This is a genomic window from Brevibacterium litoralis, assembly GCF_040212315.1.
GTDB lineage: Bacteria > Actinomycetota > Actinomycetes > Actinomycetales > Brevibacteriaceae > Brevibacterium > Brevibacterium litoralis.
On sequence record NZ_JBDIUY010000035.1, the window covers coordinates 155,912 to 178,857 of the forward strand.

General features: G+C 69.6%; 20 protein-coding genes. 10 read left to right on the top strand and 10 right to left on the bottom strand.

Annotation, left to right across the window (positions count from 1 at the left end; translation table 11 throughout):
- Nucleotides 1-28: 28 nt before the first annotated feature.
- The 3 genes from AAD496_RS12695 to AAD496_RS12705 all read right to left on the bottom strand — a co-directional run bounded on the left by AAD496_RS12695 (nucleotide 29) and on the right by AAD496_RS12705 (nucleotide 2,782).
- On the bottom strand, nucleotides 29-460 hold the full coding sequence (locus tag AAD496_RS12695) for a universal stress protein (RefSeq protein WP_349829161.1): 432 nt from the start codon (nucleotides 458-460) through the stop codon (nucleotides 29-31).
- A gap of 104 nt (nucleotides 461-564) precedes the next feature.
- Nucleotides 565-1,221, bottom strand: a complete 657-nt coding sequence (gene trmB / locus AAD496_RS12700) for a tRNA (guanosine(46)-N7)-methyltransferase TrmB (protein ID WP_349829187.1) — start codon at nucleotides 1,219-1,221, stop codon at nucleotides 565-567.
- 169 nt (nucleotides 1,222-1,390) lie between these two features.
- Nucleotides 1,391-2,782 carry an ArgE/DapE family deacylase gene (locus AAD496_RS12705; RefSeq protein WP_349829162.1) on the bottom strand — a complete coding sequence of 464 codons (1,392 nt, stop codon included), beginning with the start codon at nucleotides 2,780-2,782 and terminating at the stop codon, nucleotides 1,391-1,393.
- Nucleotides 2,783-2,947: 165 nt separating this feature from the next.
- Here AAD496_RS12705 and AAD496_RS12710 point away from each other — a divergent pair, with 165 nt between their 5' ends.
- From AAD496_RS12710 to AAD496_RS12730, 5 genes are all read left to right on the top strand, one after another.
- Nucleotides 2,948-3,409 carry a hypothetical protein gene (locus AAD496_RS12710; RefSeq protein WP_349829163.1) on the top strand — a complete coding sequence of 154 codons (462 nt, stop codon included), beginning with the start codon at nucleotides 2,948-2,950 and terminating at the stop codon, nucleotides 3,407-3,409.
- Between the two features lie 204 nt (nucleotides 3,410-3,613).
- Nucleotides 3,614-4,342: a succinate dehydrogenase cytochrome b subunit gene (locus AAD496_RS12715; protein WP_349829164.1), complete on the top strand. Its 729-nt coding sequence runs from the start codon at nucleotides 3,614-3,616 to the stop codon at nucleotides 4,340-4,342.
- Nucleotides 4,339-6,540, top strand: a complete 2,202-nt coding sequence (locus AAD496_RS12720; protein ID WP_349829166.1) for a fumarate reductase/succinate dehydrogenase flavoprotein subunit — start codon at nucleotides 4,339-4,341, stop codon at nucleotides 6,538-6,540. The genes AAD496_RS12715 and AAD496_RS12720 overlap by 4 nt, the downstream gene beginning before the upstream one ends.
- Nucleotides 6,541-6,631: 91 nt before the next feature.
- Entirely contained in the window at nucleotides 6,632-7,387 is a 756-nt protein-coding gene (locus tag AAD496_RS12725) for a succinate dehydrogenase/fumarate reductase iron-sulfur subunit (protein ID WP_349829167.1), read from the top strand.
- 543 nt (nucleotides 7,388-7,930) lie between these two features.
- Nucleotides 7,931-8,860 carry a hypothetical protein gene (locus AAD496_RS12730; protein ID WP_349829169.1) on the top strand — a complete coding sequence of 310 codons (930 nt, stop codon included), beginning with the start codon at nucleotides 7,931-7,933 and terminating at the stop codon, nucleotides 8,858-8,860.
- Between the two features lie 143 nt (nucleotides 8,861-9,003).
- On the opposite strand, the gene AAD496_RS12735 is transcribed toward AAD496_RS12730, so the two are convergent.
- From AAD496_RS12735 to AAD496_RS12760, 6 genes are all read right to left on the bottom strand, one after another.
- Complete coding sequence (locus AAD496_RS12735; RefSeq protein WP_349829170.1) at nucleotides 9,004-10,533, bottom strand: DASS family sodium-coupled anion symporter; 1,530 nt, start codon at nucleotides 10,531-10,533, stop codon at nucleotides 9,004-9,006.
- A 307-nt stretch (nucleotides 10,534-10,840) separates the two neighbouring features.
- Nucleotides 10,841-11,791, bottom strand: coding sequence for an electron transfer flavoprotein subunit alpha/FixB family protein (locus tag AAD496_RS12740; protein WP_349829172.1), 951 nt, complete (start codon nucleotides 11,789-11,791; stop codon nucleotides 10,841-10,843).
- Between the two features lie 35 nt (nucleotides 11,792-11,826).
- On the bottom strand, nucleotides 11,827-12,618 hold the full coding sequence (locus AAD496_RS12745) for an electron transfer flavoprotein subunit beta/FixA family protein (protein WP_349829173.1): 792 nt from the start codon (nucleotides 12,616-12,618) through the stop codon (nucleotides 11,827-11,829).
- A 278-nt stretch (nucleotides 12,619-12,896) separates the two neighbouring features.
- A complete protein-coding gene (locus tag AAD496_RS12750; RefSeq protein ID WP_349829174.1) occupies nucleotides 12,897-14,186 on the bottom strand; it encodes a CoA transferase in 1,290 nt (429 codons plus the stop codon).
- Between the two features lies 1 nt (nucleotide 14,187).
- Nucleotides 14,188-15,417 carry an acetyl-CoA C-acetyltransferase gene (locus AAD496_RS12755; protein WP_349829175.1) on the bottom strand — a complete coding sequence of 410 codons (1,230 nt, stop codon included), beginning with the start codon at nucleotides 15,415-15,417 and terminating at the stop codon, nucleotides 14,188-14,190.
- 313 nt (nucleotides 15,418-15,730) lie between these two features.
- Nucleotides 15,731-16,636, bottom strand: coding sequence for a LysR family transcriptional regulator (locus AAD496_RS12760; protein WP_349829176.1), 906 nt, complete (start codon nucleotides 16,634-16,636; stop codon nucleotides 15,731-15,733).
- A gap of 205 nt (nucleotides 16,637-16,841) precedes the next feature.
- On the opposite strand from AAD496_RS12760, the gene AAD496_RS12765 reads away from it, so the two are divergent.
- The 5 genes from AAD496_RS12765 (at nucleotide 16,842) to AAD496_RS12785 (ending at nucleotide 22,821) form a co-directional block, all read left to right on the top strand.
- Nucleotides 16,842-17,807: a CoA transferase subunit A gene (locus AAD496_RS12765; RefSeq protein ID WP_349829177.1), complete on the top strand. Its 966-nt coding sequence runs from the start codon at nucleotides 16,842-16,844 to the stop codon at nucleotides 17,805-17,807.
- Nucleotides 17,804-18,598, top strand: coding sequence for a CoA-transferase subunit beta (locus AAD496_RS12770; RefSeq protein ID WP_349829179.1), 795 nt, complete (start codon nucleotides 17,804-17,806; stop codon nucleotides 18,596-18,598). Before AAD496_RS12765 ends, AAD496_RS12770 begins: the two co-directional genes overlap by 4 nt.
- Before the next feature lie 168 nt (nucleotides 18,599-18,766).
- Nucleotides 18,767-19,957, top strand: a complete 1,191-nt coding sequence (locus tag AAD496_RS12775; RefSeq protein WP_349829180.1) for a CaiB/BaiF CoA transferase family protein — start codon at nucleotides 18,767-18,769, stop codon at nucleotides 19,955-19,957.
- Nucleotides 19,954-21,459, top strand: coding sequence for an MFS transporter (locus AAD496_RS12780; protein WP_349829181.1), 1,506 nt, complete (start codon nucleotides 19,954-19,956; stop codon nucleotides 21,457-21,459). Before AAD496_RS12775 ends, AAD496_RS12780 begins: the two co-directional genes overlap by 4 nt.
- A 687-nt stretch (nucleotides 21,460-22,146) precedes the next feature.
- A complete protein-coding gene (locus AAD496_RS12785; protein WP_349829182.1) occupies nucleotides 22,147-22,821 on the top strand; it encodes an endonuclease domain-containing protein in 675 nt (224 codons plus the stop codon).
- On the opposite strand, the gene AAD496_RS12790 is transcribed toward AAD496_RS12785, so the two are convergent.
- The gene (locus tag AAD496_RS12790) at nucleotides 22,773-22,892 is read right to left on the bottom strand and encodes an SDR family oxidoreductase (protein WP_433913770.1); all 120 of its coding nucleotides are present in this window, start codon (nucleotides 22,890-22,892) and stop codon (nucleotides 22,773-22,775) included. The two genes, AAD496_RS12785 and AAD496_RS12790, sit on opposite strands and share 49 nt — an antisense overlap.
- Between the last annotated feature and the right edge of the window lie 54 nt (nucleotides 22,893-22,946).

Here is a 22,946-nt window from a genome sequence, read left to right on the forward strand (position 1 = left end):
ATCTCAAGGCAGAACCGACATCTGACATTCAGGACTCCGGGCCGTCGTACTCCGGGCCGTCGTACTCCGCGGTCACGGTGAGGACCGGGACGTGGGACTTCATGAGGATGTGTTCGGCCATCGACCCGAGCACGAACTTGCCGAGCGGACTGCGCTGCCGCATGCCGATCACGAGCACCTGCGCGTGCTCGGCGTCCGCGATCTCGTTGAGGACGTCCGTGAGGTGATGATCGGGCCCGTGCTCCGGGGTGCGCAGATCGATCTCGACCCCGTGCGCGGCGCCGAGTTCGTCGATCCGGGTGCGCTGGGCCTTGGTGAGGTGGTTCCACGGTTCCCGCCCGCCGGACCGCGGGGAGGTGACGACGAGTGCCTTCGTGCCGCGCAGACGGGCCTCGGCCATACCGAGTTCGAGTGCGGCGTTGCCTTCGGGGGAGGGTAGGTGTGCGATGAGAACGGTCATGTGACCAGTGTCGCCCCCGGAGGCCTCACCGGGGAAGACGTTCCGGCGGGGAAGTTTCCGTGTCCCACATCGCGGGCAGGGCGCCTCGGCGGCGGGGAGACGGGTCAGACGCGGCGGTAGGTGAGGTCGCGGACCACGCGGCCTTTCTCCAGTCCCTTGCGTTCGAAGGCGGTCATGACGCGGCCCTCGTAGCGGGGTGCCCAGTCGCCTGAGAAGGTGCGTTCGACCTCGGGCGCGCCGTCGAGGACCTCACGCATCTGGATGGCGTAGTCCTCCCAGTCGGTCGCCAGGCGGACGAGCCCGCCGGGACGCAGAGCGCGGCGCAGGGAGGGGCCGAACCCCTCCTTCACCATGCGGCGTTTGGTGTGGCGCTTCTTGTGCCAGGGGTCGGGGAAGAAGATCCACAGCTCGTCGAGGGAACCGGCCGGGAGGAAGGAGTCGAGCACCTCGGGGGCGTTGGCCTCGACGAGTCGAAGGTTCGTCAGGCCCGCGTCCTCGGCGTTGAACACGGTGCGGGCGAGACCCGCGCGGTACACCTCGACGGCGAGGAAATCCCGTTCCGGGTGCGCCGTGGCCGCGGCGACGATCGCGTGCCCCTGCCCGGAGCCGATCTCCATCGTCACCGGCGCACTCCGCCCGAAGGTGGCCTGCAGGTCCAGCCGGGCCTGTGGGTCGACCGAGGTGGAGGCGATGTGGCGGGGCACGTCTACCAGGTACTTCGGCGAGTGCTCCGCCCAGGCACGCTCCTGCGCGTCGGACATCCGGTGGCTGCGGCGCACGAAGGACACCGGGGTGCGGCGGAACTGCGGTTCGGCGGCGTCCCCGGCCTCGGCGGGGGTGGACGGGAGGTGATCGTCTGCTTCAGGCACCCCACAAGTGTAGGGCGGGGTCCGGGAGTGACCGGTGCCGCCGCCGCAGCGCATGCCCCGCTCAGCAGCTCCACTCGTGGATGAACAGCGCGATCGACTTGGTGATCCGCCGGACCGATTCGACGTCGACGCGTTCGTCGAAACCGTGGATCGCCTCGGAGACGGGCCCGTAGGTGAGGCACGGGACCTGCGCGTAGAGGGAGAACACGCGTCCGTCCAGGTAGCCCGGGGTGGTGAAGGACTGCAGGGGAGTGCCGAAGACCTTTTGGTGGGCGCGGGCGAGGACCGTCTCGGCCTCGGTGCCCTCCTGAAGGACGTAGCCTTCGGCGTAGAAGCCCGTACGCTCGGCGTTCACCTGCAGGTTCCCCGTCGGATCGGAGGCCTGGGCGGTGGAGAGTGCCTGCTCGATCCGGGCCCACGCCTCGTCCGCGGTGGTCCCGGGATAGATCGAGGCGCGGATCTGCAGCTCGCACCAGCTCGGCACGCTCGACGGCCAGTCGCCGCCGCTGATCCCGCCGAGGTTGATGTTGATGGGGTGCTCGAGGTCCTCGAAGTACGGGTGCAGGTGCTTCTCGGCGTTCCATTCCGCCTCGAGCGCCTTGAGTTCCGTCATGACGGCGCCTGACGCCTCGATCGCGTTGAACCCCGCGGTCATCTCGCGGACGTGGGTGGGCCGGCCGGAGACGCGCACGGTGAACCAGATGACGCCGACGTTCGCACGGACGAGCATGTCCTCCTCGGGCTCGGGGATGACGACCGCATCGGCCGTGTACCCGCGCAGGAACGCGTCGAGGGAGCCGTTGCCCGTGCACTCCTCCTCGACGACGGACTCGAAGGTCAGCCGCCCCCGCGGGGTGACGCCGGCGGCACGGACGGCGTCGTAGGCGAAGAGGTTGGCCACGAGCCCGGCCTTCATGTCGGCGCCACCGCGGCCGTACAACCAGCCGTCCTCGACGGCGGCGTCGTAGGGGTCGCGGCTCCAGGTCTCCCCCGGACCCGTGGGGACGACGTCGATGTGGCCGTTGAGGAGGAGGGAGCGGGCCGGGGAGGGCGCCTCGGGTGCGGACCCGGCGGGCGCCTCGGGCGCGGGATCGAGCACGCCGACGACGTTGGTCATCGTCGAGTAGTCGACGGTCACGGGGCCGCCGCCGGGGTGGGCGGCCAGGCGCTCGGGGTCCGGGTGCCAGCGGTCGATCGTGAAACCGCGCTCGCGGTAGGCGGCCTCCATGAGGTCCTGGGCGGCCTCCTCGTCCGCGTGTTGGGAGGCGCACGCGACCATGCGCTGCGTGAAGGCGATCTGGTCGTCGAAGGCGGCGTCGACCGCGGCGAGGATGCGCGCGCGGGTGGCGGCGTCGGTGGGGCCGGAGCCGCTGGAGTCGGTGCCGGTGGGAGCGGCGGAGGCGGACGGGGTCGGGGATCCGGGGGACGGTGCGGGGGAGTGGGGATCGGGCATGGCCACACGGTGGACCACGAACCCGCGGAGGTGTGTGTCTTGTCACATCGGGTGCGGCGGGAAATGATGGGGGAGTACGCCCGTGTCTCGGCGTCCGGACCCGTGCCGTTCCCGACGGGGCCGGGGCGTCGCGCACCCGCCCTCCGACGTGAAGGAAGATCGACCATGAAGAAGCGACTCGTCCTCCTGGCCGGCCTGGGTGCCGGTTTCATCCTCGGCTCCCGTGCGGGCCGTCAGAGCTACGAACGACTCAAGACCCAGGTGGAGAACCTGTGGTCGGACCCGAAGGTGCAGGACGGCGTCCACCGCGCGACCGATGCCGTGAAGGACCGGGTGGGGCCGGACGTCGTCGACCGCGTGCAGTCCACCGTGCAGTCGACGGCGGACCAGGTGCGCACTCGCGCGCAGGACCTCGGCTCGAAGGCCCAGGACGCGGTGAAGCGCGCCCAGGGCGAGACGGTCTACGCCGAGGGCCAGGCCGTCGACGAGGTGTCCGAGGAGGTCACCCGCGACCAGGCCGCCGCCGTCGAGGACCCGGGTGCCGGCGAGGACGTCCCGGTCGACGACACCCCGTCCGCGGGCAGCTCCTCCGACGACACCGAGGCGGGTGGCGAACCCAAGCACTGACGGGTTCCGCAGCACTGACGGGTTCCGCGCCACGCGGCGGGCTCGCCCGAGATCACGGCCGTCTGTCGTCCTCACGGTGTTCTTCCACCGTGAGGACGACAGACGGCCGTGATGGCGTGTGTGCACCCTTCTCAGGGAAGTGATGGGGGCGTAACGTGTGACCTGAGCAATCAATTCGGTGTCGGTTCGATCGGAAGGCACACGATGACCGCGACCCTCCCCTCCCGACCCGGCGCCCGCCCCACGCCGCCCGTCCACCACCGTAGGTTCCCGCTGTCCACCTACTGGGCGAAGACGATCATGGCCCTCACCGGCCTCGTCTTCGTCGCCTTCGTGTTCGTGCACATGTACGGCAACCTGCACATCTACTTCGGGCCCGCCGAGTTCGACCACTACGCCCACTGGCTGCGCACGGCCTTCCAGCCGGTCCTGCCCTACGGCGGCCTGTTGTGGATCCTGCGGATCGTGCTCCTCGGCTGCCTGGTGGCGCACGTGTTGTGCGCCTTCCTCATCGTCGTGCGCGCTCGCCGCGCCCGGGGTCGGTTCCGTCGCCGGGGCCTGCCCGCCCGCACCTTCGCGGCGCGCACGATGCTCGTGAGTGGGGTCGTCATCCTGCTCTTCGTCGTCTTCCACATCCTCGACCTCACGGTGCCCGTCGAACCGCTCGCCACCGACGTCTTCGAGCACGGTGCCGCCTACGCGAACCTCGTCGCGAGCTTCTCCCGCCCCTGGTCGGCCGCCGTCTACGTCCTTGCGATGCTCGTGCTCGTCGCCCACATCGCCCACGGCGTGTGGACGACCGCCCACGACCTGGGAGTCACCGGCCGCCGCACCCGCGCGGTCTTCAAGGTCGCCGGCCTCCTCATCGGCCTGGTGATCGCCCTCGGCAACGTCTCCATCCCCCTCGCCGTGCAGATCGGAGCCCTCACATGACGCCCCGTCACGACACCGACCCGGACACCGGGTCCCCCTCCCGCCGCCGAGGCGCCCCGACCTCGGGCCTCCTCCGTGGCCTGCGGAGAGGGCGGGGACGCCCCGCGAGCGCAGGTGAGGGAGCGGGCCAGGAGGGCGCCTCGACCGCGGACCGGGCGGGGTCGGAGGGGGTGCGTCGGGGTTCGGACCACGGCGCCTCGGGAACGGGTGGCGAGGCCGCACACGTGTCCGCGCGGCACGCGGGACCGCGGCAGCTGCTCGACGGCTTGCGGACGGTGGGTTCGGACGTGTCCGGGCTCGTGGACCCCTACACGGACCCCGCGCGCCACTGGGCGGACCGGAAGCTCCACTACCGGCTCGTGTCCCCGCTCAACCGGCGGAAGTTCACGGTGATCGTCGTGGGCACGGGCCTGGCGGGAGCCGGGTGTGCGGCGGCGCTGGGCGAGCTCGGCTACGACGTCGAGGCGCTCACCTTCCACGACGCCCCGCGGCGGGCGCACTCGGTCGCGGCCCAGGGCGGGATCAACGCCGCACGCGGGCGGAAGGTCGACAACGACTCGCTCGCGCGGTTCGTCAAGGACACCGTCAAGGGTGGCGACTTCCGGGCGCGAGAGGCCGACGCCTGGCGGCTGGCCGAGGAGAGCGTGCGGGTCATCGACCACATGGAGGCGATCGGCGCGCCTTTCGCCCGGGAGTACGGCGGGCAGTTGGCGACGCGGTCCTTCGGCGGTGTGCAGGTCTCGCGGACCTACTACACGCGGGGGCAGACGGGGCAGCAGTTGCAGGTCGCCGCCTCGCAAGCGCTGTTGCGGCAGGTGGCCGCCGGGACGGTCAACCTCCACACACGTACCGAGATGCTCGACCTCATCGTGTCCGACGGGAAGGCCGCGGGTGTGGTCGCCCGTGACCTGGTGACCGGGGAGATCAGGACGATCACGGGGCACGCGGTGGTGCTCGCGACCGGCGGGTACGGCAACGTGTTCTTCAAGTCGACGCTCGCCAAGAACTCGAACGTGACCGCGGCGTTCCGCGCGCACCGCAAGGGCGCGTACTTCGCGAACCCGAGCTTCATCCAGTTCCACCCGACCGCGTTGCCGGTGAGCTCCGAGTGGCAGTCGAAGACGATTCTCATGTCGGAGTCCTTGCGCAACGACGGGCGGATCTGGGTGCCGGTGGAACCCGGCGACCCCCGGGCGCCCGGTGACATCCCGGAGGCCGAACGCGACTACTACCTGGAGCGACGCTACCCCGCCTACGGCAACCTGACCCCGCGGGACGTGGCGAGCCGGGCGGCCCGGGACGAGATCGTGGCCGGGCGTGGGGTCGGGCCCCTGAAGAACTCCGTGTACCTCGATTTCCGCGATGCGATCGGTCGGTTGGGGCAGAAGGTGATCGCCGAGCGGTACGGGAACCTGTTCGAGATGTACGAGGACGCCACCGGGGAGAACCCGTACGAGGTGCCCATGCGGATCGCGCCGGGCGCACACTTCGCGATGGGCGGCCTGTGGAGCGACTACGACATGATGACCTCGATCCCCGGCCTGTTCGTCGGCGGGGAGTCCGGCTGGGGGTACCACGGGGCCAACCGGCTGGGCGCCAACTCGCTGCTGTCCGCCTGTGTGGACGGGTGGTTCACGCTGCCCTACTCGGTGCCGAACTACCTGGCACCCCTGCTCGGGGAGGACAAGCTCGCCGCCGACGACTCCGCGGTCGTCGCCGCGCGGGAAACGGCCGAGGCGGGCGTGCAGGGTCTCATCGACATCGGCGGGTCCCAGGGGCCCGACCGGTTCCACCGTCGGCTGGGGTCCCTGCTCTACGACCACTGCGGGGTGTCCCGGGACGGTGAGTCCTTGGCCGCGGGGGTGGCCGGCGTGCAGGACCTGCGGACGGAGTTCTGGTCGGACCTGCGGGTGACGGGCAGTTCGGGCGGGTTCAACCAGGAGCTGGAGCGTGCCGGTCGGGTGGCCGACTACCTGGACATGGCCGAGCTCATGTGCCTGGACGCGCTGGACCGTGACGAGTCCTGCGGCGCGCACTTCCGGACCGAACACCAACACCCCGACGGTGAGGCGAAACGGAACGACGAGCGATGGCAGTTCGCCTCAGCCTGGGAGAAGGGCGAGGACGGACGCTACGTGCGGCACCAGGAGCCGCTCGACTTCGTGTCCGTGCCGCCCGAGACGAGGAACTACAGGTGAGCCGCGTGGTGCGAGGGAGCGGTGCGCGGACCGCGCGTGTGGTGCAGGCGGCCAGGGCGCCTCGACGGCGTGAGATGACGAGGAGGAACGGATGAGACTCACGTTCACGGTGTGGCGCCAGGAGGGGGCCGGGGACGCCGGGCGGTTCGTCGACTACGAACTCGACGGCGTCGGCCCGGAGTTCTCGCTGCTGGAGGCCCTCGACAAGCTCAACGACGACCTGGTGGAGCGCGGTGAGGACCCCGTGGCCTTCGACTCCGACTGCCGCGAGGGGATCTGCGGATCGTGCGGGGTGACGGTCGACGGCCGACCCCACGGGCCGCAGGCGAACACGCCCTCGTGCCGGCAACACCTGCGCTCGTTCGCCGACGGCGCGCGGGTGAGGCTGGAGCCGTTCCGGTCCGGGTCGTACCCGGTGGTCAAGGACCTGGCGGTCGACCGCTCGAACCTCGACCGGGTGATCGAGGCCGGCGGGTACGTCTCGATCGACGGGGGGACGGCACCGGACGCGGACGGCCACCAACTCTCGCACGAGAGGGCGGAGACGGCGCTCGACATGGCCGCGTGCATCGGGTGCGGGGCGTGTGTGGCGGCCTGCCCGAACGGGTCGGCCAACCTGTTCACCGGGGCCAAGTTGCTGCAGCTCTCGGTACTGCCGACGACCAGGCAGGAGCGTGCGCGGCGGGCCCGGGACATGGTCGAGGCGTCCGAGGAGGGCTTCGGTCCCTGCTCGGTGTTCGGGGAGTGCGCGGAGGTCTGCCCCGCCGGGATCCCGCTCACCGCGATCGCCGGGGTCAACAAGGAGAAGCTCCGCGCGGTCCTCAAGGGCCGCCGCCGCGACGACTGAGCCGCCCGCCGCGCGCGTCGCCGGGTGCGCGCCGGCCTCCGCCGACCCAACGTGAAATCACGGGGTTTGTCGCAGATGCCGAAGAACATCACTCGGCATCTGCGACAAACCCCGTGATGGTCTCAGGTGACCCGTGTGACCGGCCCTGTGGACGGCGCCGAATGACACCTCTGTTCATCCACAGGAGTGAAAGTCCCCTTGTGTATCGAACATCGATGCGTTCATCATCGATCCATGTTCAATACGTTCACTCGTGCTCAAGCAGCCCACCACGGAGTCTCCGGGCGACGCCGGAGTGATGTGGTCGGCTGTTGCGTCGTGCTCATCCGGCCGGGCCTCTATCACGTGGTCGGCCGTTGCCCACGGGAGGACCATGCGTGGACCAGCGCCTTCGTCGACGCACCGGGATTTCTCGGGCGGGTGGACATCGATCGTGGGGGCCGACCGCGTGTCGTCCACAAGGCGGCACGTCGGAACCGTGAGCGCCTCCGCCTGCTCGGAGAGGTCTGCTCGCCCAAGAGTTCCGGCGGGGTGGACGCCATCGTGAGCCATCGGTCGGCCGCACGTGTGTGGGGGCTGGCGGTCTCGGGCCGGGATTCGGGAAAGCTGGAGGTCACCTCTCCCCATCGGAGCGAGAAGACCCGACACGTCTGGGTCCGCAAGGCCCCCCTGCCCGCGGATGCCGCGACCGAGGTGGACATCCGGTCCCTGGACGGTAGCGAGACCTACCGTTTCCTCGTCACGACGCCGGAGCGGACGGTCGCGGACCTCATGCGCACCGAGTCCCAGGAATGTGGTCACGTCGCGCTCGAGAGTTTCCTCGCGCATGTCCATCCGGGGCCTGGTCATTCGGGGGACGTGGATCGCCCTGGCCGCGTTCCCGGGTTCCACGGCTTCAACTTCCAGGAGTGGCACGCACGTGGTGCGACGGTCCCGGATCACTGGGTCCGGCCGCGCGAGATCGGGGCACCTCTCAGTTGGGGGCTGGACGTGGTGCCGGCCGAACTCCGTGAGCTCCGGAAACAGTGTGTCGACGAGATCCTCACGGGTGGGACCTACGGAAAGGTGAAGTCCTCGGCGATCGAGACACTGGGGCAGTGTGCGGGATTGTCGGGCTCGCCTCTCGAAGCACGGACGGCCTACGTGCTCCACAGGCTCGGGGTCACGGGATGGGTCCAGCAACAGGAGTTCTTCGACAGTGAGACCGGCGAGCTCGATGCCCGGGTGGACATCTGGTTCGAGAAGCAGAGGGCCGTGTTCGAGGCGGACGGGAAGGAGAAGTACGGAGCGGACTTCGATCCCCGGTCGGGCAGTTTCGATTCGGAGAAGGAGCGACAGAACCGACTGGCGGGTCATGCAGGGGTGGTGAAGCGGGTGACGAACGAGCACCTCGGCGGCGGGTCCGAGACCACACGACCCGTGGGACTCATGAGGATGCTCCGGGAGGCCCGGATCGTCGTGCCGCGGTGGTGAGAATGCGTGTGGTCGGGGATTCGTCTGCTGGACAGCGCAACGTGCACGAAAGAGATCACGGGGTTTGTCGCAGATGCCGAGGAACAACACTCGGTATCTGCGACAAACCCCGTGATTTCAGGATCCGGCGCTGGCGCCGGCGCTCACCACCAGCCGAGGAGCTTGAGCCAGGCGCCGCCGACGACGGCCCAGATGACCAGGACGACGATCGACATGACGAACGCGACCCGGAACCATTCGGAGACCTTGACGTAGCCGGAGCCGTAGACCACACCGGACGGGCCGGAGGCGTAGTGGGTGAGGGCGCCGAACAGGTTGCCGAGGAAGCCGAAGAAGGCGGCGGCGAACAGCGGGGGAGCACCGGCGGCGACCGCGGCTCCGAGGAACACGGCGTACATCGCGGTGATGTGCGCGGTGTTCGAGGCGAACAGGTAGTGGCTGTAGAAATACACGAGCGCGAGGACCACGAAGGCCACGGACCAGTGCAGCGGTGAGACCCACCCGGAGACCACGACACCGACCCAGGCGATGACCCCGAGGTCGGCCAAATGCGTGGCCATGCCGACGAGGACCGCGAAGAAGATGAACGTGTTCCAGGCGCTCGCGTTGCCGGCCATGTCCTTCCAGGTGAGGACCTTGGTCACGAGCAGGACGGCGATGCCCAGAAAAGCGGCGGCCGTGGCGTTGACGCCGAGGGTGCCACCGAACATCCAGAGGACGAGCAGCATGAGGAACGTGCCGGACATGATCCACTCACGGGCGGACATACGACCCATCTCCACGAGCGAAGCGCGTGCGTGCAGCGGGGCCTCCGGAGTGGACTTCGTGGTCGGCGGGTAGATCTTCGTCATGACCCACGGGACCGCGACGAGGGACACGAGGCCGGGAACGAGCGCCGCCCAGGCCCAACCGCCCCAGGTCAGTTCGATGCCGAGGTCGGCGGCGGCGGACTGTGCCACCGGGTTGCCGGCCATGGCCGTGACGAACATGGCGGACGTGATGGTGTTGACGAAGGCCGCGGTGAAGACCAGGTAGGCGCCCACCTTCTTGCGGGACTCCTCGGTCTCCGGGGTCGAGCCCTGGGTGCCGGCGATCGACCGGATGATCGGGTAGACGACGCCACCGGCACGTGCGGTGTTCGAGGGGGTCGCGGGAGCGAGCACGAGGTCGGTGATCGCCAGGCCGTAGGAGACACCGAGCGGGGTCCTGCCGAGCAGCGAGACGAACACGAGGGCGATCCGCCGCCCGAGACCGGTGATGAGGAACCCGTCGGCGATGAAGAACGCGGCGACGATGAGGAGGACGGTCGAGTTGGCGAAGCCCTGGAGAGCCTCACCGTCGCCGACGCTCATGGATCCGGTGATCATCGCGGCGGACAGGCCGATGAGGGAGATCGACGGGGTGGGCAGGATCTGGAAGATGAGGGCGAGGATCGTGCCGACGAAGATCGCGAGCATGTGCATGCCGCGCGGATCCATGTCCGCCTGCGGCGGGACCAGCCAGATGGCCACGGTCACGACGAGGACGAGGGCGGTCTGCCAGATCCAGGAGTGGTTCTTCCTCCCCGCGGACGAGGCGCCTGCGGAGGAGGTGCCGGCGGGGGCTGCGGCACCGGCGGCCGCGGAGGAGGCGGTCCGGACCGCGCCGGCCGTCGATCCCTTGTCAGTGCTCATGACTGATCATGTCTCCTGTGAGAGAGGATCTCGTGATTACGACAACAACACTAGACCCACACACTCACAGATGTCAGCAGTCGGAACGCGTATCTCATTCTGAGACAGGACTTTGAGAAAGACCACGTCGGAGGCCATATCCCGGGTATCTCGCGGATCACAACAGCCCGTTGTCGGACCACATGAACCCACACGCAGGCCGCCGAACCCCACACGCACGAGGCGCCCGCCTCCCCTGCACATCACGTGCAGGGGAGGCGGGCGCCCGGAGGAGCTGTGAGCTCAGTGCCTCACGCGAGGGTGGACCTCACTTGCGAGCCTGGACGGCCTCGGTGGCCTGCGGGAGGACCGTGAACAGGTCACCCACGACGCCGAAGTCGGCGAGCTCGAAGATCGGGGCCTCGTCGTCCTTGTTGACGGCGACGATGTTCTTCGAGGTCTGCATGCCGGCACGGTGCTGGATCGCACCGGAGATGCCGTTGGCCACGTAGAGCTGCGGCGACACGGTCTTGCCGGTCTGACCGACCTGGAAGGTGTGCGGGTACCAGCCGGCGTCGACGGCGGCGCGGGACGCACCGACGGCGGCACCGAGGGAGTCGGCGAAGGCCTCGACGGCGGCGAAGTCGCCACCGGTGCCACGACCGCCGGAGACCACGATGGCGGCCTCGGTGAGGGCGGGACGACCGGAGGCCGGCTTCTCCTCGACGGACACGATCTTCGCGGAGGTCGCGATCTCCGAGGGGGCGAAGGACACGACCTCGACCGCACCGGCACCGGCGTTCGCCTCGGGTGCCACGGAGTTGCCCTTGACCGCGATGATCGGGGTGCCCTTCGTGACCTTGCCGGTCACGGTGAAGGAACCGGCGAACACGGACTGGGTGGCCTCGAAACCGGCGTCGACGGCGACGGCGTCGGTGATGAGACCGGAGCCGGTCTTCACGGCGGCGATCGCGGCGATCTCCTTGCCCTCACCGGTCGCCGGCACGAGCACGGCGGCGGGGGAGCGGGTGGAGATGAGGTCGGCCAGGAGCTCACCGGCCGGACGGACCAGGTGGTCGGTGTACACGGCGTCGGCGGCCACGAGGACCTTCTCCGCGCCGTACTCACCGAGCTTGGCGGCGGCTTCGTTGCCCTTGGCCTCGTCACCGATGAAGAGGGCGACGGGCTCGCCCTGCGCCTTGGCGAGGGTGAGGAGTTCGAGGGTGGACTTGCGGACAGCGCCGTCCACGTGATCGACGAGAACGATGATCTCGGACATGAATATCTTCTCTTCCGTGATTCGGGGGACGGGTGTCAGACGAGCTTCTTCGAGGCGAGCCACTCGACGAGCTTGGTGCCGCCGTCGCCCTCGTCGGTGATGATCTCACCGGCGGTACGCGGGGGACGCTCCTCGATGCCCGTGACCTCGGTCGAGGCGCCGGCCGAGCCGACCTCGTCCTCGGAGACACCGATCTCATCGAGTTCGTACTCCTCGAGCGGCTTCTTCTTCGCGGCCATGATGCCCTTGAAGGAGGGGTAGCGCGGCTCGTTGATCTGGTCCGTCACGGACACGAGTGCCGGGAGGGAGACCTCGATGAACTGCGAGGCGGTGTCGCCGTCGCGGCGGATCTTGGCCTTGCCGTCGGCGACCTCGAGCGTGTTGGCCTGGGTGGCTGCCGGCAGGCCGAGGATCTCGGCGACCATCATCGGCACGACGGACATCTGGCCGTCGGTGGAGGCGAAGCCGGTGAGCACGAGGTCGACCGGGCCTTCCTCCTCCTCGACCTTCTTGACGCCGGCGGCCAGCACCTTGGCGGTCGACAGGACGTCGGAGCCCTCGAGGGCGTCGTCGCAGATGTGCACGCCGGAGTCGGCGCCCATCTGGAGGGCCTTGCGGACGGCGTCCACGGCGTCGTCGGGGCCCACCGTGAGTGCGATGACCTCGACGTCGTCGTCCTCGTCGGCGAGCTTCAGTGCTTCCTCGACCGGGTACTCGTCGAGCTCGGAGAGCAGACCGTCGGCCTCGCGGTCGACGGTGTTGTCGGACTCGAAGGCACGGTCACCGGCTGCGTCCGGGACGTACTTGACAAAAGTGACAATCCGCATGGGAGTGGGTCTTCCTTCCTGAGGACCAGGGGTGGGCTGTGGCCGCGGGCGCGCGCCGCACGGTACGTGATCCGCACGACATCATCACATATGCGACCGCAGTCTGTTCTGCGCGAGCTCCCAGCCTCGGACGGTGTCGACACGGGGTCGGTGCCGTCCGGGGCCGGGGATCATACGCAAGACATATCGATTGTTATTCAACTGTGGGGCTCACGCTACCAAGAACCTCGGACACCGAAGGACGGTGGCCGTCATCTCCCGGCCGCGCGGGCCGTGTGTCAGGCCTTCACGACCCCGGCATCGGCCAGCCGGCCGATCTCCGCGGAGGCGAGGCCCAGCCGTTCGGACAACACCCGGGCGGTGTCCGCGCCGAAGACGGTGGGGCGGGCGTCGGCCAGGTACTCGCCGTCCACCCGGATCGGGTTGGCGCCGACGAGCAGGGTGCCGAGCGCCTCGGTGTCGAGGGTCCGGAGGACCCCCGCGGTCGAGGCGCCCTGATCTGATCCCCGACGCAACCGCCCGTTCCCGGCCCGGTCCGCGGTCGAGGCGCCCTGATCCCCCGTGCCACCCTCGGCGAGCGCCTCGGCGGCGACCTCCCCCATGGAGGCGTAGGGCGCCCACAGGACGCCCGAGCCCTCGAGGTCGGTGGCTACCTGCGCGGCCGCCCGGGAGGCGAACCACGGGCGGAACAGCGCCTGGAGGACCTCCCGGTACTCGTACCGGTTCGTCTCCAGGGCGAAGTCCGTGCCGAGCGAGGTCTCCAGGGCGGCGACGACCTCGGTCATCCCGGTGACCTGCACGAGGTTGCCCCACTGCCGATTGGTGATCGCCGTGATCATCACGTGGCGGTCGTCGGCGGTGCGGTAGTCCGTGCCGAAGGACCCGAAGATGTGGTTGCCGTGCTTGGTGCGTTCCCCGGCCGGCTGGAGGGTCTCCGAGTACCAGCCGAGGTTCGCGACGGCCGACAGGGCGACGTCCTTGAGCGCGATCTCCTCGTAGATCCCGCGCCCGGTGCCCGCCCGGTGCAGCAGGCCCGCGACGACCGCGGTGACGGCCGCCTGACCGCACACGAGGTCCCAGGCCGGCAGCACGTGGTTGACGGGGCCGTCGACCCCGAGGGGACCCGTGACGAGCGGGATGCCGACCTCGGCGTTGACGGTGTAGTCGACGCCCGGACCGCCGTCGGCCGACCCCTGGACCTTCACGTGGACGAGGTCCTCGCGGCGGGCGCGCAGCACCTGGTCCGAGAGGAACGGGCGGCCGACGTTGTTCTCGACGAACACGCCGGAGCCCTCCCCCGGGGAGGTGATGAGCGCCTGCGCGAGTTCCTGCCCCTCCTCGCTGCGCAGGTCGATCGCGACCGACCGCTTGGAGCGGTTGAGGGTGTTCCAGTAGATGGAGCGGCCCTCGGGCGTGATCGGCCAGCGGTCGATGTCGGGTCCACCCTTGATCGGGTCGATCTTGATGACCTCCGCACCCAGCTGACCGAGGGCCAGCGTGGAGGAGGGACCCGCGACGAAGGAGTCGTTCTCGAAGACGGTGATGCCGTCCAGGGGGCGGACGGGCATGTCAGGCCTCGACGCGCTCGAACACGGCCGCCAGGCCCTGTCCGCCGCCGATGCACATGGTCTCGAGGCCGTAGCGGGCCTCGCGGCGCTCCATCTCCCGGGCGAGGGTGGTGAGGATGCGGACGCCGGTGCAGCCGACCGGGTGGCCGAGCGAGATGCCCGAACCGTTGACGTTCATCCGGGCGAAGTCGTCCTTCCCGAAGCCCCACTCGCGGGTGACGGCCAGGGCCTGGGCGGCGAAGGCCTCGTTGAGCTCGATGAGGTCGAGGTCCTTCATCTCCAGGCCGGCCTTGGCGAGTGCCTTGGCGGTCGCCGGCACCGGGCCGATGCCCATACGGTGCGGCTCGACACCGGCCACGCCCCAGCTCACGAGCTTGACGAGCGGCTTGAGGCCGAGTGCCTCCGCCCTCGCACGCGTCGTGACGATGGTGGCGGCCGCGCCGTCGTTCTGCCCCGACGCGTTGCCGGCGGTGACCGTGGCGGCCTCGCCGAACTGCTTGGCCATGATCGGCTTGAGCTTGGCGAGCGACTCGAGGGTCGCGCCCGGACGGATGTGCTCGTCCGTGGTGATCTGCTGCTCGGGTTTCTTGCGGGTGGCCGGGATCGTGACGGGCACGATCTCCTGGGCGAAGGTGCCGTTCTCGGTGGCGGCGGTCGCGCGGCGGTGGGACTCGACGGCCAGCTCGTCCTGCTCCTCACGGCTGATGCCGTACTCCTCGCGCAGGTTCTCCGCGGTCTCCAGCATGCCGCCGGGGACCGGGTAGTTCTTGCCACCGGCGGTGAGGCGACCGCGGACCAGGCCGTCCTTGAGCTCGACGTTGCCGCCGCGCACGCCCCAACGGATCTCCTCGTTGAAGAAGGGGGCGCGGGACATGGTCTCGGCACCACCGGCGATCACGAGCTCGGCGGCGCCGGTCGCGATCGCGCCCATGCCGTCGACGACGGCCTGGAGTGCGGAGCCGCACCGGCGGTCGACCTGCTTGCCGGGCACCGAGGTGGGCAGGCCTGCGTCGAGTGCGACCACGCGACCGATGGCCGGGGCCTCCATCTGCGGGTAGCACTGGCCGAAGATGACGTCGTCGACGACCTCCGGATCGATGCCGGTGCGGTTCACCAGTTCCTTGACGACGGTCGCGCCCAGGACCTCCGGTGCGATGTCCTTGAACTGCCCGCCGTAGCCGCCGACGGCGGTACGCAGGGGCTCACAGATGACGATGTCTTCGGACGACATGGGATCTCCTCCAGGGGTCGTGGGCCGCCGGGGCGGAGGCCCGTGTGTCGTGAGGTCACTGGCGGCCGGATCGCCACGTCCGTGTGACGTCCTTATCGACCGTTCAATGCCTACTCTGGCACGCGGATTATTCCGGTGCAAGTGACAAGTCGAGGAGAATTATGTACTCAATCGGAATAAATGCATGTGGGAGCCGCCCCCGAGGCGCCCTGCCCTCCCGAAGAAGTCCGCGGACCCCGCCGCCGGGGCTCGGGTGGTGTTGGATTCAGCCCTGCGCAGCCGGTGGGGTGCCGGGTTCGGGGCGGCGTTGAACTCAGTCCTCCGGACCGACCGTGGGCACCGCCTGTTCGGCGGCGCGGAGCACCTCGTGGAGGGCCGGGTTGTCGTCGTCCTCGCGGTGGGCCAGGTAGACATGGATGGGGTCGTGCTCGACGTCGAGCGGGATCGTCACGAGGTTGGGGTCGTTGAACCCGCCGACCACCGAGTCGTAGGTGATCGTGATGCCCAGCCCGGTCGAGACGAGGGAGAGGACCATCCAGGAGTCGGGCGCCTCCTGGACGACGTTCGGGGTGAACCCGGCGCGGAACGCCCAGTGCTGGATGAGCTCGCGCATGTTCGAGGTCGGGTTCGTGGGCAGGAGGATCAGTTCCTCCGTGGCGAGTTCCGCGAGGTCCACGCGCGCGCGCCCGGCGAAGTGGTGGTCGGCCGGCACCACGACGACGGGGCGTTCGGTCATGACGGGACGGCCGGTGATCCGCGGGGGTGCCGCCTGCCAGCGGACGAGGGCGAGGTCGAGCTCGCCGTCGATGAGGCCGGCGAGCGCCTCGTGGGCGAAGGTCTGGGACTCCAGGCGTAGGGAGATCCCGGGTCGGCGGCGGCGCGAGAGCTCGGTGATGCGGGCGACCATCGTGTGGGAACTCGCCCCGGCGAACCCGAAGCGCACGTGCCCGATGTCGCCAAGGGTCGCGAGCTTGATCGACTCCTTGGCGGTCTCGCAGCTGGCGAGCACCTCGCGCGCGGGTGCCACGAGGGCCTGGCCGGCGGGGGACAGGGTGACGGAGCGGGTGGTCCGGCGGAACAGGTCGGCGCCGAGTTCGCGCTCGAGCTGCCGGATGGTCCGACTCAGTGGCGGCTGTGCCATGCCCAGGCGTTCGGCGGCGCGGCCGAAGTGCAGCTCTTCCGCGACGGCGAGGAAGGCTCGGATCTGGTGGATCTCCATGTGGTCCTCTTCGGGAGGGGGCTGGATCCCGGAATTATTGCACAAACGGGCACAAATCCCAGTGGTATTCGTGTTCGGGATGACTTAATCTGGAGCGGACCGACGAGTGGCCCAGGTCATACGCACGCGTGCTCCGAACGACCCACGACCGTGCGCGGAGTCCTGGTCCCTCGAAAGCATCCTCCCATCCCCACCGGAAGCAGTCATGACCACGGACAAAGTCGTCTCCCTGTCGCAGGCTGTCGAACAGCACGTGCACCACGGTGACACGGTCGCCCTCGAGGGCTTCTCCCACCTCATCCCTTTCGCCGCCGGACACGAGATCATCCGACAGGGCCTCACCGATCTCACCTTCTGCCGGATGACCCCGGATCTCATCTGCGACATGATGCTCGCCGCCGGGTGCGTGTCGAAGCTCGTGTGCTCCTTCTTCGCCAGCGGTTCCGCCGGGTCCCTGTACGAGGTGCGCCGCCGCCTCGAGCACCACGACCCCGCCCCACTGGAGGTCGAGGAGTACTCGCACCACGCCATGACCCTGCGCTACCACGCCGGGGCCGCCCGCCTGCCCTTCGTGCCCATCCGCTCCTTCGCCGGGTCCGACCTGCCGAAGGTCAATCCCGACATCAAGGTCGTCGAGGACCCCTACACCGGCGGCTCCACCTACGTCGTCCCGCCTCTCAACCCGGACGTCACGATCATCCACGCCCAACGGGCCGACCGGGCCGGCAACGTCCAGATATGGGGCATCACCGGGTGCCAGCAGGAAGCCGTCTACGCCGCCGACCGCGTGATCGTGGTCGTCGAGGAGGTCGTCGACGCCGAGGTGGTCCGGGCCGATCCCAACCGCACCCTCGTCCCGGCCCACGCCGTCGACGCCGTCTGCGTCGTCCCTCAGGGAGCCCACCCCTCCTACGTGCAGGGTTCCTACGACCGCGACTGCGCCTTCTACCGCGAGTGGACGCCGATCTCCAAGGACCCGGCCCGCTTGCAGGCGTGGCTCGACACCCACGTGCGGAACACCGCCGATCACGCGGAGTACCTGGACGTGCTCGGTCGCGACCGGATGGCCCGCCTCGCCGTCGCACCCCGCCCCTCCGGCGTCGTCGACTACGGCCGCCGGATCACCCCGGGGACCACCCGGGCCGATCGGACCGAGGAGGTCCCCGCATGACCCCGCACGACCACCCCACCGTCGCCGCCGACTACTCGCAGACCGAGCTCATCGTGTGCGCCGCGGCGGCGATGCTCGAGGGGAAGTCGACGGTGTTCGCGGGGATCGGCCTGCCGACGCTGGCCGTGGACCTCGCGCACCGGACGGTGAACCCCGACATCCAGCTCGTCTACGAATCCGGCGTCACCGGTGCCCATCCCGAGGCGATGGCCGAGGGGATCGCCGACTCCGTCGTCGTCTCCGGCGCCGAGGCGGTCGTGAGCATGCAGGCCCTGTTCGGGTACGTGCTGCAGGGCGGCAACGTCGACGTCGGGTTCCTCGGTGCGGCCCAGATCGACCGGCACGGCTCGCTCAACACGACGGTGATCGGTGACTGGGAGAAGCCGATGGTGCGCCTGCCCGGCTCCGGGGGCGCCTCGGACATCATGGGCAACGCCGGTGAGGTGTTCGTCGTCATGCGTCGACACGACCCGGACTCGTTCCCGGCCGCTCTCGACTTCGTCACCTCGCCCTCGCCGGTCGCCGCCCGGGAGTCCGGGGTCGGCATCCAGCCGGCCGGACACGGGGTGTCGGTCGTCATCACCCCGCTCGGGGTGTTGGAGCGCACGGACACGTACGGCGAGCTCGTCCTCACCCACACCCACCCGGGTGTGACGGTCGACCAGGTGCGCGCCGCCACCGGCTGGGACCTGGCGGTCGCCGACACGGTGGGGACGACGGCGGAACCGACGACCGAGCAGGTGCGACTGTTGCGCGAGGAGATCGACACGGTGCGGTTGTACCTGCGGTAGGGAGCGCCCAGTGGACGGTTAGAGACTGTCCAGTGGAAGGTTAGAGACTGCCCAGTGGACGGGTCCGGGGTAGGGCGGCTGCCCGCAGGCGCCTCGGCGGCGCGGAGTACGACGACGAGCCCACGTGGGAGGACCACGGGGGACGGAAGAGAAGAGAAGGTAGCAGGAGTGGACGAGAAGGCACAGCAGGTGCGGGAGATGTTCGGGCGGACCGGGAACGGGCCGCTGGCGGGGCTGGTCGTGGCGGACTTCGCCCGGGTGCTCGCCGGACCGATGGCGACGATGATGCTCGCGGACCTCGGTGCCACCGTCATCAAGGTGGAATCACCCGGGGGTGACGACACGCGCGCGTGGAAGCCGCCGGTGCGGGACGACGACGCGACCTACTACCTGTCGGTCAACCGGAACAAGATCGACGTCGTCCTCGACTTCCGGGACGAGGACGACCTGGCGCTCGCCCGGGAGCTCGCCCTCCGGGCGGACGTGCTCGTGGAGAACTTCAAACCCGGGGGCCTCGCCAAGTACGGGCTCGACCACGACACGGTCGTGAAGACCAACCCCTCGATCATCTACTCCTCGGTCACCGGGTTCGGCTCGCACAACCCGATGCCCGGTTACGACCTGCTCGTCCAGGGGCTCTCCGGCTTCATGTCGATCACCGGCGACCCGGAGGGTGAACCGCAGCGGGCGGGGGTGGCGATGTTCGACGTCATGACCGGACTGCACACGACGATCGGGATCCTCGCCGCACTCCAGCACCGGAACGCGACCGGGGAGGGGCAGAAGGTCGACACGAACCTGCTGTCGTCCGCGCTCTCGGGACTGGCGAACCAGACGAGTGCCTACGTTGCCGCCGGCGTCGTGCCGCAGCGGATGGGCAATGCACACCCGAGCGTCTACCCCTACCAGCCCTACCCGACGGCCGAGGGTGAGCTCATCGTCGCGTGCGGCAACGACAAGCAGTTCGCGGTGCTGGCCGCCTGCTGCGGCCACCCGGAATGGGCGGAGGACCCGCGGTTCGCCCGCGCGCACGACCGGATCGACAACCGGGCCGTTTTCGACCCGATCCTGTTGGAGGCGCTCGCGCAGAAGGACGCCCAGGAGTGGTACCGGATCTTCTCCGAGGCCGGACTGCCCTGCGCGCCGATCAACACGATCGGGCAGGGCGTGGACTACGCGGAGGAGCTGGGCCTCGAACCCGTGGCGATGACACGCACGGGGGAGCGGGAGATCCCGACCGTGCGCAACCCGATCCGACTGTCGAAGTCGCCGGTCACCTACGACCTGGCGCCGCCGGCCCTCGGGCAGGACTCGGAGGCCGTCAAGGAGTGGCTGTCCCAGGAGTGGGACCGGCGGTGACCGGCGCGGGTGAGGGCGGGGGCCGGGGCGCCTCGTCGGCGGGTGGGGGCCCGGAGGGCGTGAGGCCGGAGCCGGGGAGGCTCGCGTACCTGGCGCTCCTGGCCACCACCATGATCGGCACCCTGTCCGGCAACGTCATCAACGCGCCGCTCGCCGCGATCCGTGCGGACTTCGGGGTGGCGGAGGACAAGGCGGTGCTCGCCGTCGCGGCCTTCACCCTCGCGATGGTCGTCTTCGTGCCGCTGGCCGGCTGGTTGTGTGACCGGTTCGGGTCGATCCGGGTGCTGCTCGTGGGCATCGTGCTCATGGTGCTCGCGCAGGGACTCGCCGTCTTCAGCGTCAACCTCGAGATGCTCGTGGCCCTGCGGGTGGCCCAGGGTGCGGCCTGCTCGACCTTCCCACCCGGCGTGCAGCGTGCGCTCGTCGACCTGTTCCCCTCGAAGGGGCCGGCGGCGCTCGCGGCCTGGGCCTCGGCGATCGGGGTGGGACAGGCGATCGGGCCGCCGCTCGGCGGGTTCGTGTCCGACCTGGTCGGATGGCGCGGCGTGTTCGTCGTCCAGGCGGTCTTCTGCGCCGTCGTCGCGCTCGTCGTGCTCACCCAGGTCCCCCGGGGGCCGGGGCGGCCGACGCCGGTGCACCGGGCGGGGATGCTCGCGCTCATGCTCGCCATGGGCGGGGCCAGCGTGTTCGTCACGCTCGTCGGGCAGCGGGCGGGGCTCACCTGGGAGATCGTGTCCGGTGTGGTCGCGGCGGCGTGCATGGTCGCGTTCCTGCTGCTGTCGGTGCGCCACCCGGAGTCCCTGCCCACCCCGCGCTCACTGCTGGAGAAGCGGTTCCTGCGCGCCACCGTCGGGGCGTGGGCACCCATGCTCGTCATGGGTGTGACGCTCGTGAGTCTGCCGCTGTACCTGGCCGAGATCGTGGGCCTGAGTTCCGGGTGGGTGGGCCTCGTGATGTTCACGATGGCGCTCGCCATGGCCGCCTCCGGGCGGATGAACGCCACCTTCGGACGGCGCTACTCCCTGCGTGTCGAGGCGGAGGCCGGCCTCCTGGTGCTCGGTGCCGCCGCGCTCGTCCTCGGGTTCTGGACGCGGGCGGGCTTCCGGCGGTTCGAGGCCGGCGGCGGTGAGGTGCTCTTGTCGACCGGTGGTGCCGGCGCGGGCGGTGCCGGAGGATTCGGCGTGGGTGCGGGGTCCGGTGGGGTGGCCGGCGACGTGGTGCTCCAGATCGCGGGCATCGTCGTGCTCCTGGCGCTCATGGGCTCGGCCCTCAACGCCGCCCAGAGCACCGCGGCCTACTCGATCTCCCGGTCGGAGACCGCGCGGAACCCCATGGCCTTCGGGATCCACAACACCTCACGGTTCCTGGGCATGGCGATCGGCTACGCCTGGGCCGCGCTCGTCTACCCGACCGGCGGGTTCGTGCTCCTCTTCGTGGGCGCCGCGCTGGTGGCCCTCTTCGCCTGGGCGGTCGTCCTCATCGGAGGCCCCCTGGAGGACTAGCGCCTCTCTCCTCTCGTAGTGATCGACTGTGCGTAGTTTGGCGTCCTGACCCCTGTCGGACGCCAAACTGCGCACAGTCGATTCACAACTCTTCGTATGTTCGTTTAATGCGATTAGATTGTGTTTGTGGTCGAATCGCGTCGTGCGCATGAATGTGAGACGGGTGTGAAAGCGGTGTCCCGCGAGCTCCCGGTGGTCTTCGCGCCCGGGGATGCACAAGAGTACGGGGTGTCCAGCCACCGGAACCGGTCGCGGGGCGGCGCGGATCTGAGCATCTACGGGACGCGCGGTGGGAGCGTGACGCGGACGATCGACCGGAGTTTCGGGGACTACCGACAGTGGGGCGATCATGATCACCCCGTCGGTGACGTGCCGCGCCGGGGCGACGGCGGCCGAGGCGGCCGAGGCGGTCTCCGGAGAGGTCGTCGTCCGCGGGACGACGACCCCGGTTTTCCCACGGAGAGGCGCCTCGTCCCGTTCTGGGCGGACGACTGGTGGGAGAACACCTATGCCGCGGTGCGGGCATTGGAGACCACGCGGCCCGACGTCGCCCTGACGGGAGTGTCCGCAGCGGAGTTCGTGGGACTCTCGGTACCCGCACACTTCCGCGAAGGTCCACTGCGAGTCCTCGCCCGATCGACGCTTCGGAGGAAGGGGTTCCGGGTCCGACGGTCGGAGCGGAGGAACGTGCAGGACTTCTTCGGTGTGCCGGTCAATCATGTCGCCTGGATCGTGACGGAGTGTGCCGTTGATCTGAACGAGGACGAACTGGTGGTCCTCATGGAAGGGCTCGTGGGCCCGTGGCGGCGGGAAGAACCACTCGTCGGACTCGCGACTCTTCGTGGTTTCGTGAAATCGAATGGCACCAAGGGGGCACGCGGGCGTCGACGACTCCTGGACGCTGTCGATCGGGTCCGTACGGGTGTGGCGTCGCCGCGCGAGTCACGCCTACGTCTGGCGTTGATGGCCGAAGGTCTTCCCGAACCGACGGTCGCTCCGGCGATCCATCTCCCGGGTTTCGGCGTCGCCCATCCCGATCTCGTCTACGAGGACTCGAAGGTGGTCGTGGAGTACGACGGGAGTCATCACTGGGAGGACCCGGAGCAGCGGCTGTGCGATCTCCGCCGGCAGCGCGCGCTGGAAGCGGCCGGGTACACCGTCATCCATGTGACCAAAGGCGAATCGATCGCCTATATCGCCGCCGAGGTGCGAAGGCTTCTGGGGCCCAGCACGTCAGGCGAAACGACTGTGCGCAGTTTGGCGTCCGACAGGGGTCAGGACGCCAAACTGCGCACAGTCGATTCGTGGGACGTTCAGACCCCGCCGACCAGACCCTTGCCGCCGTCGAGCGTGAGCACCTGACCGGTGACCCAGGAGGCCTCGTCGGACAGGAGGAAGGCGGCGGCCGCGGCGATGTCCTCCGGGACGCCCAGGCGCTTGAGCGGGTAGGAGGCTGCGACCTTCTCCTCGCCGGCCTCGTAGAGCTT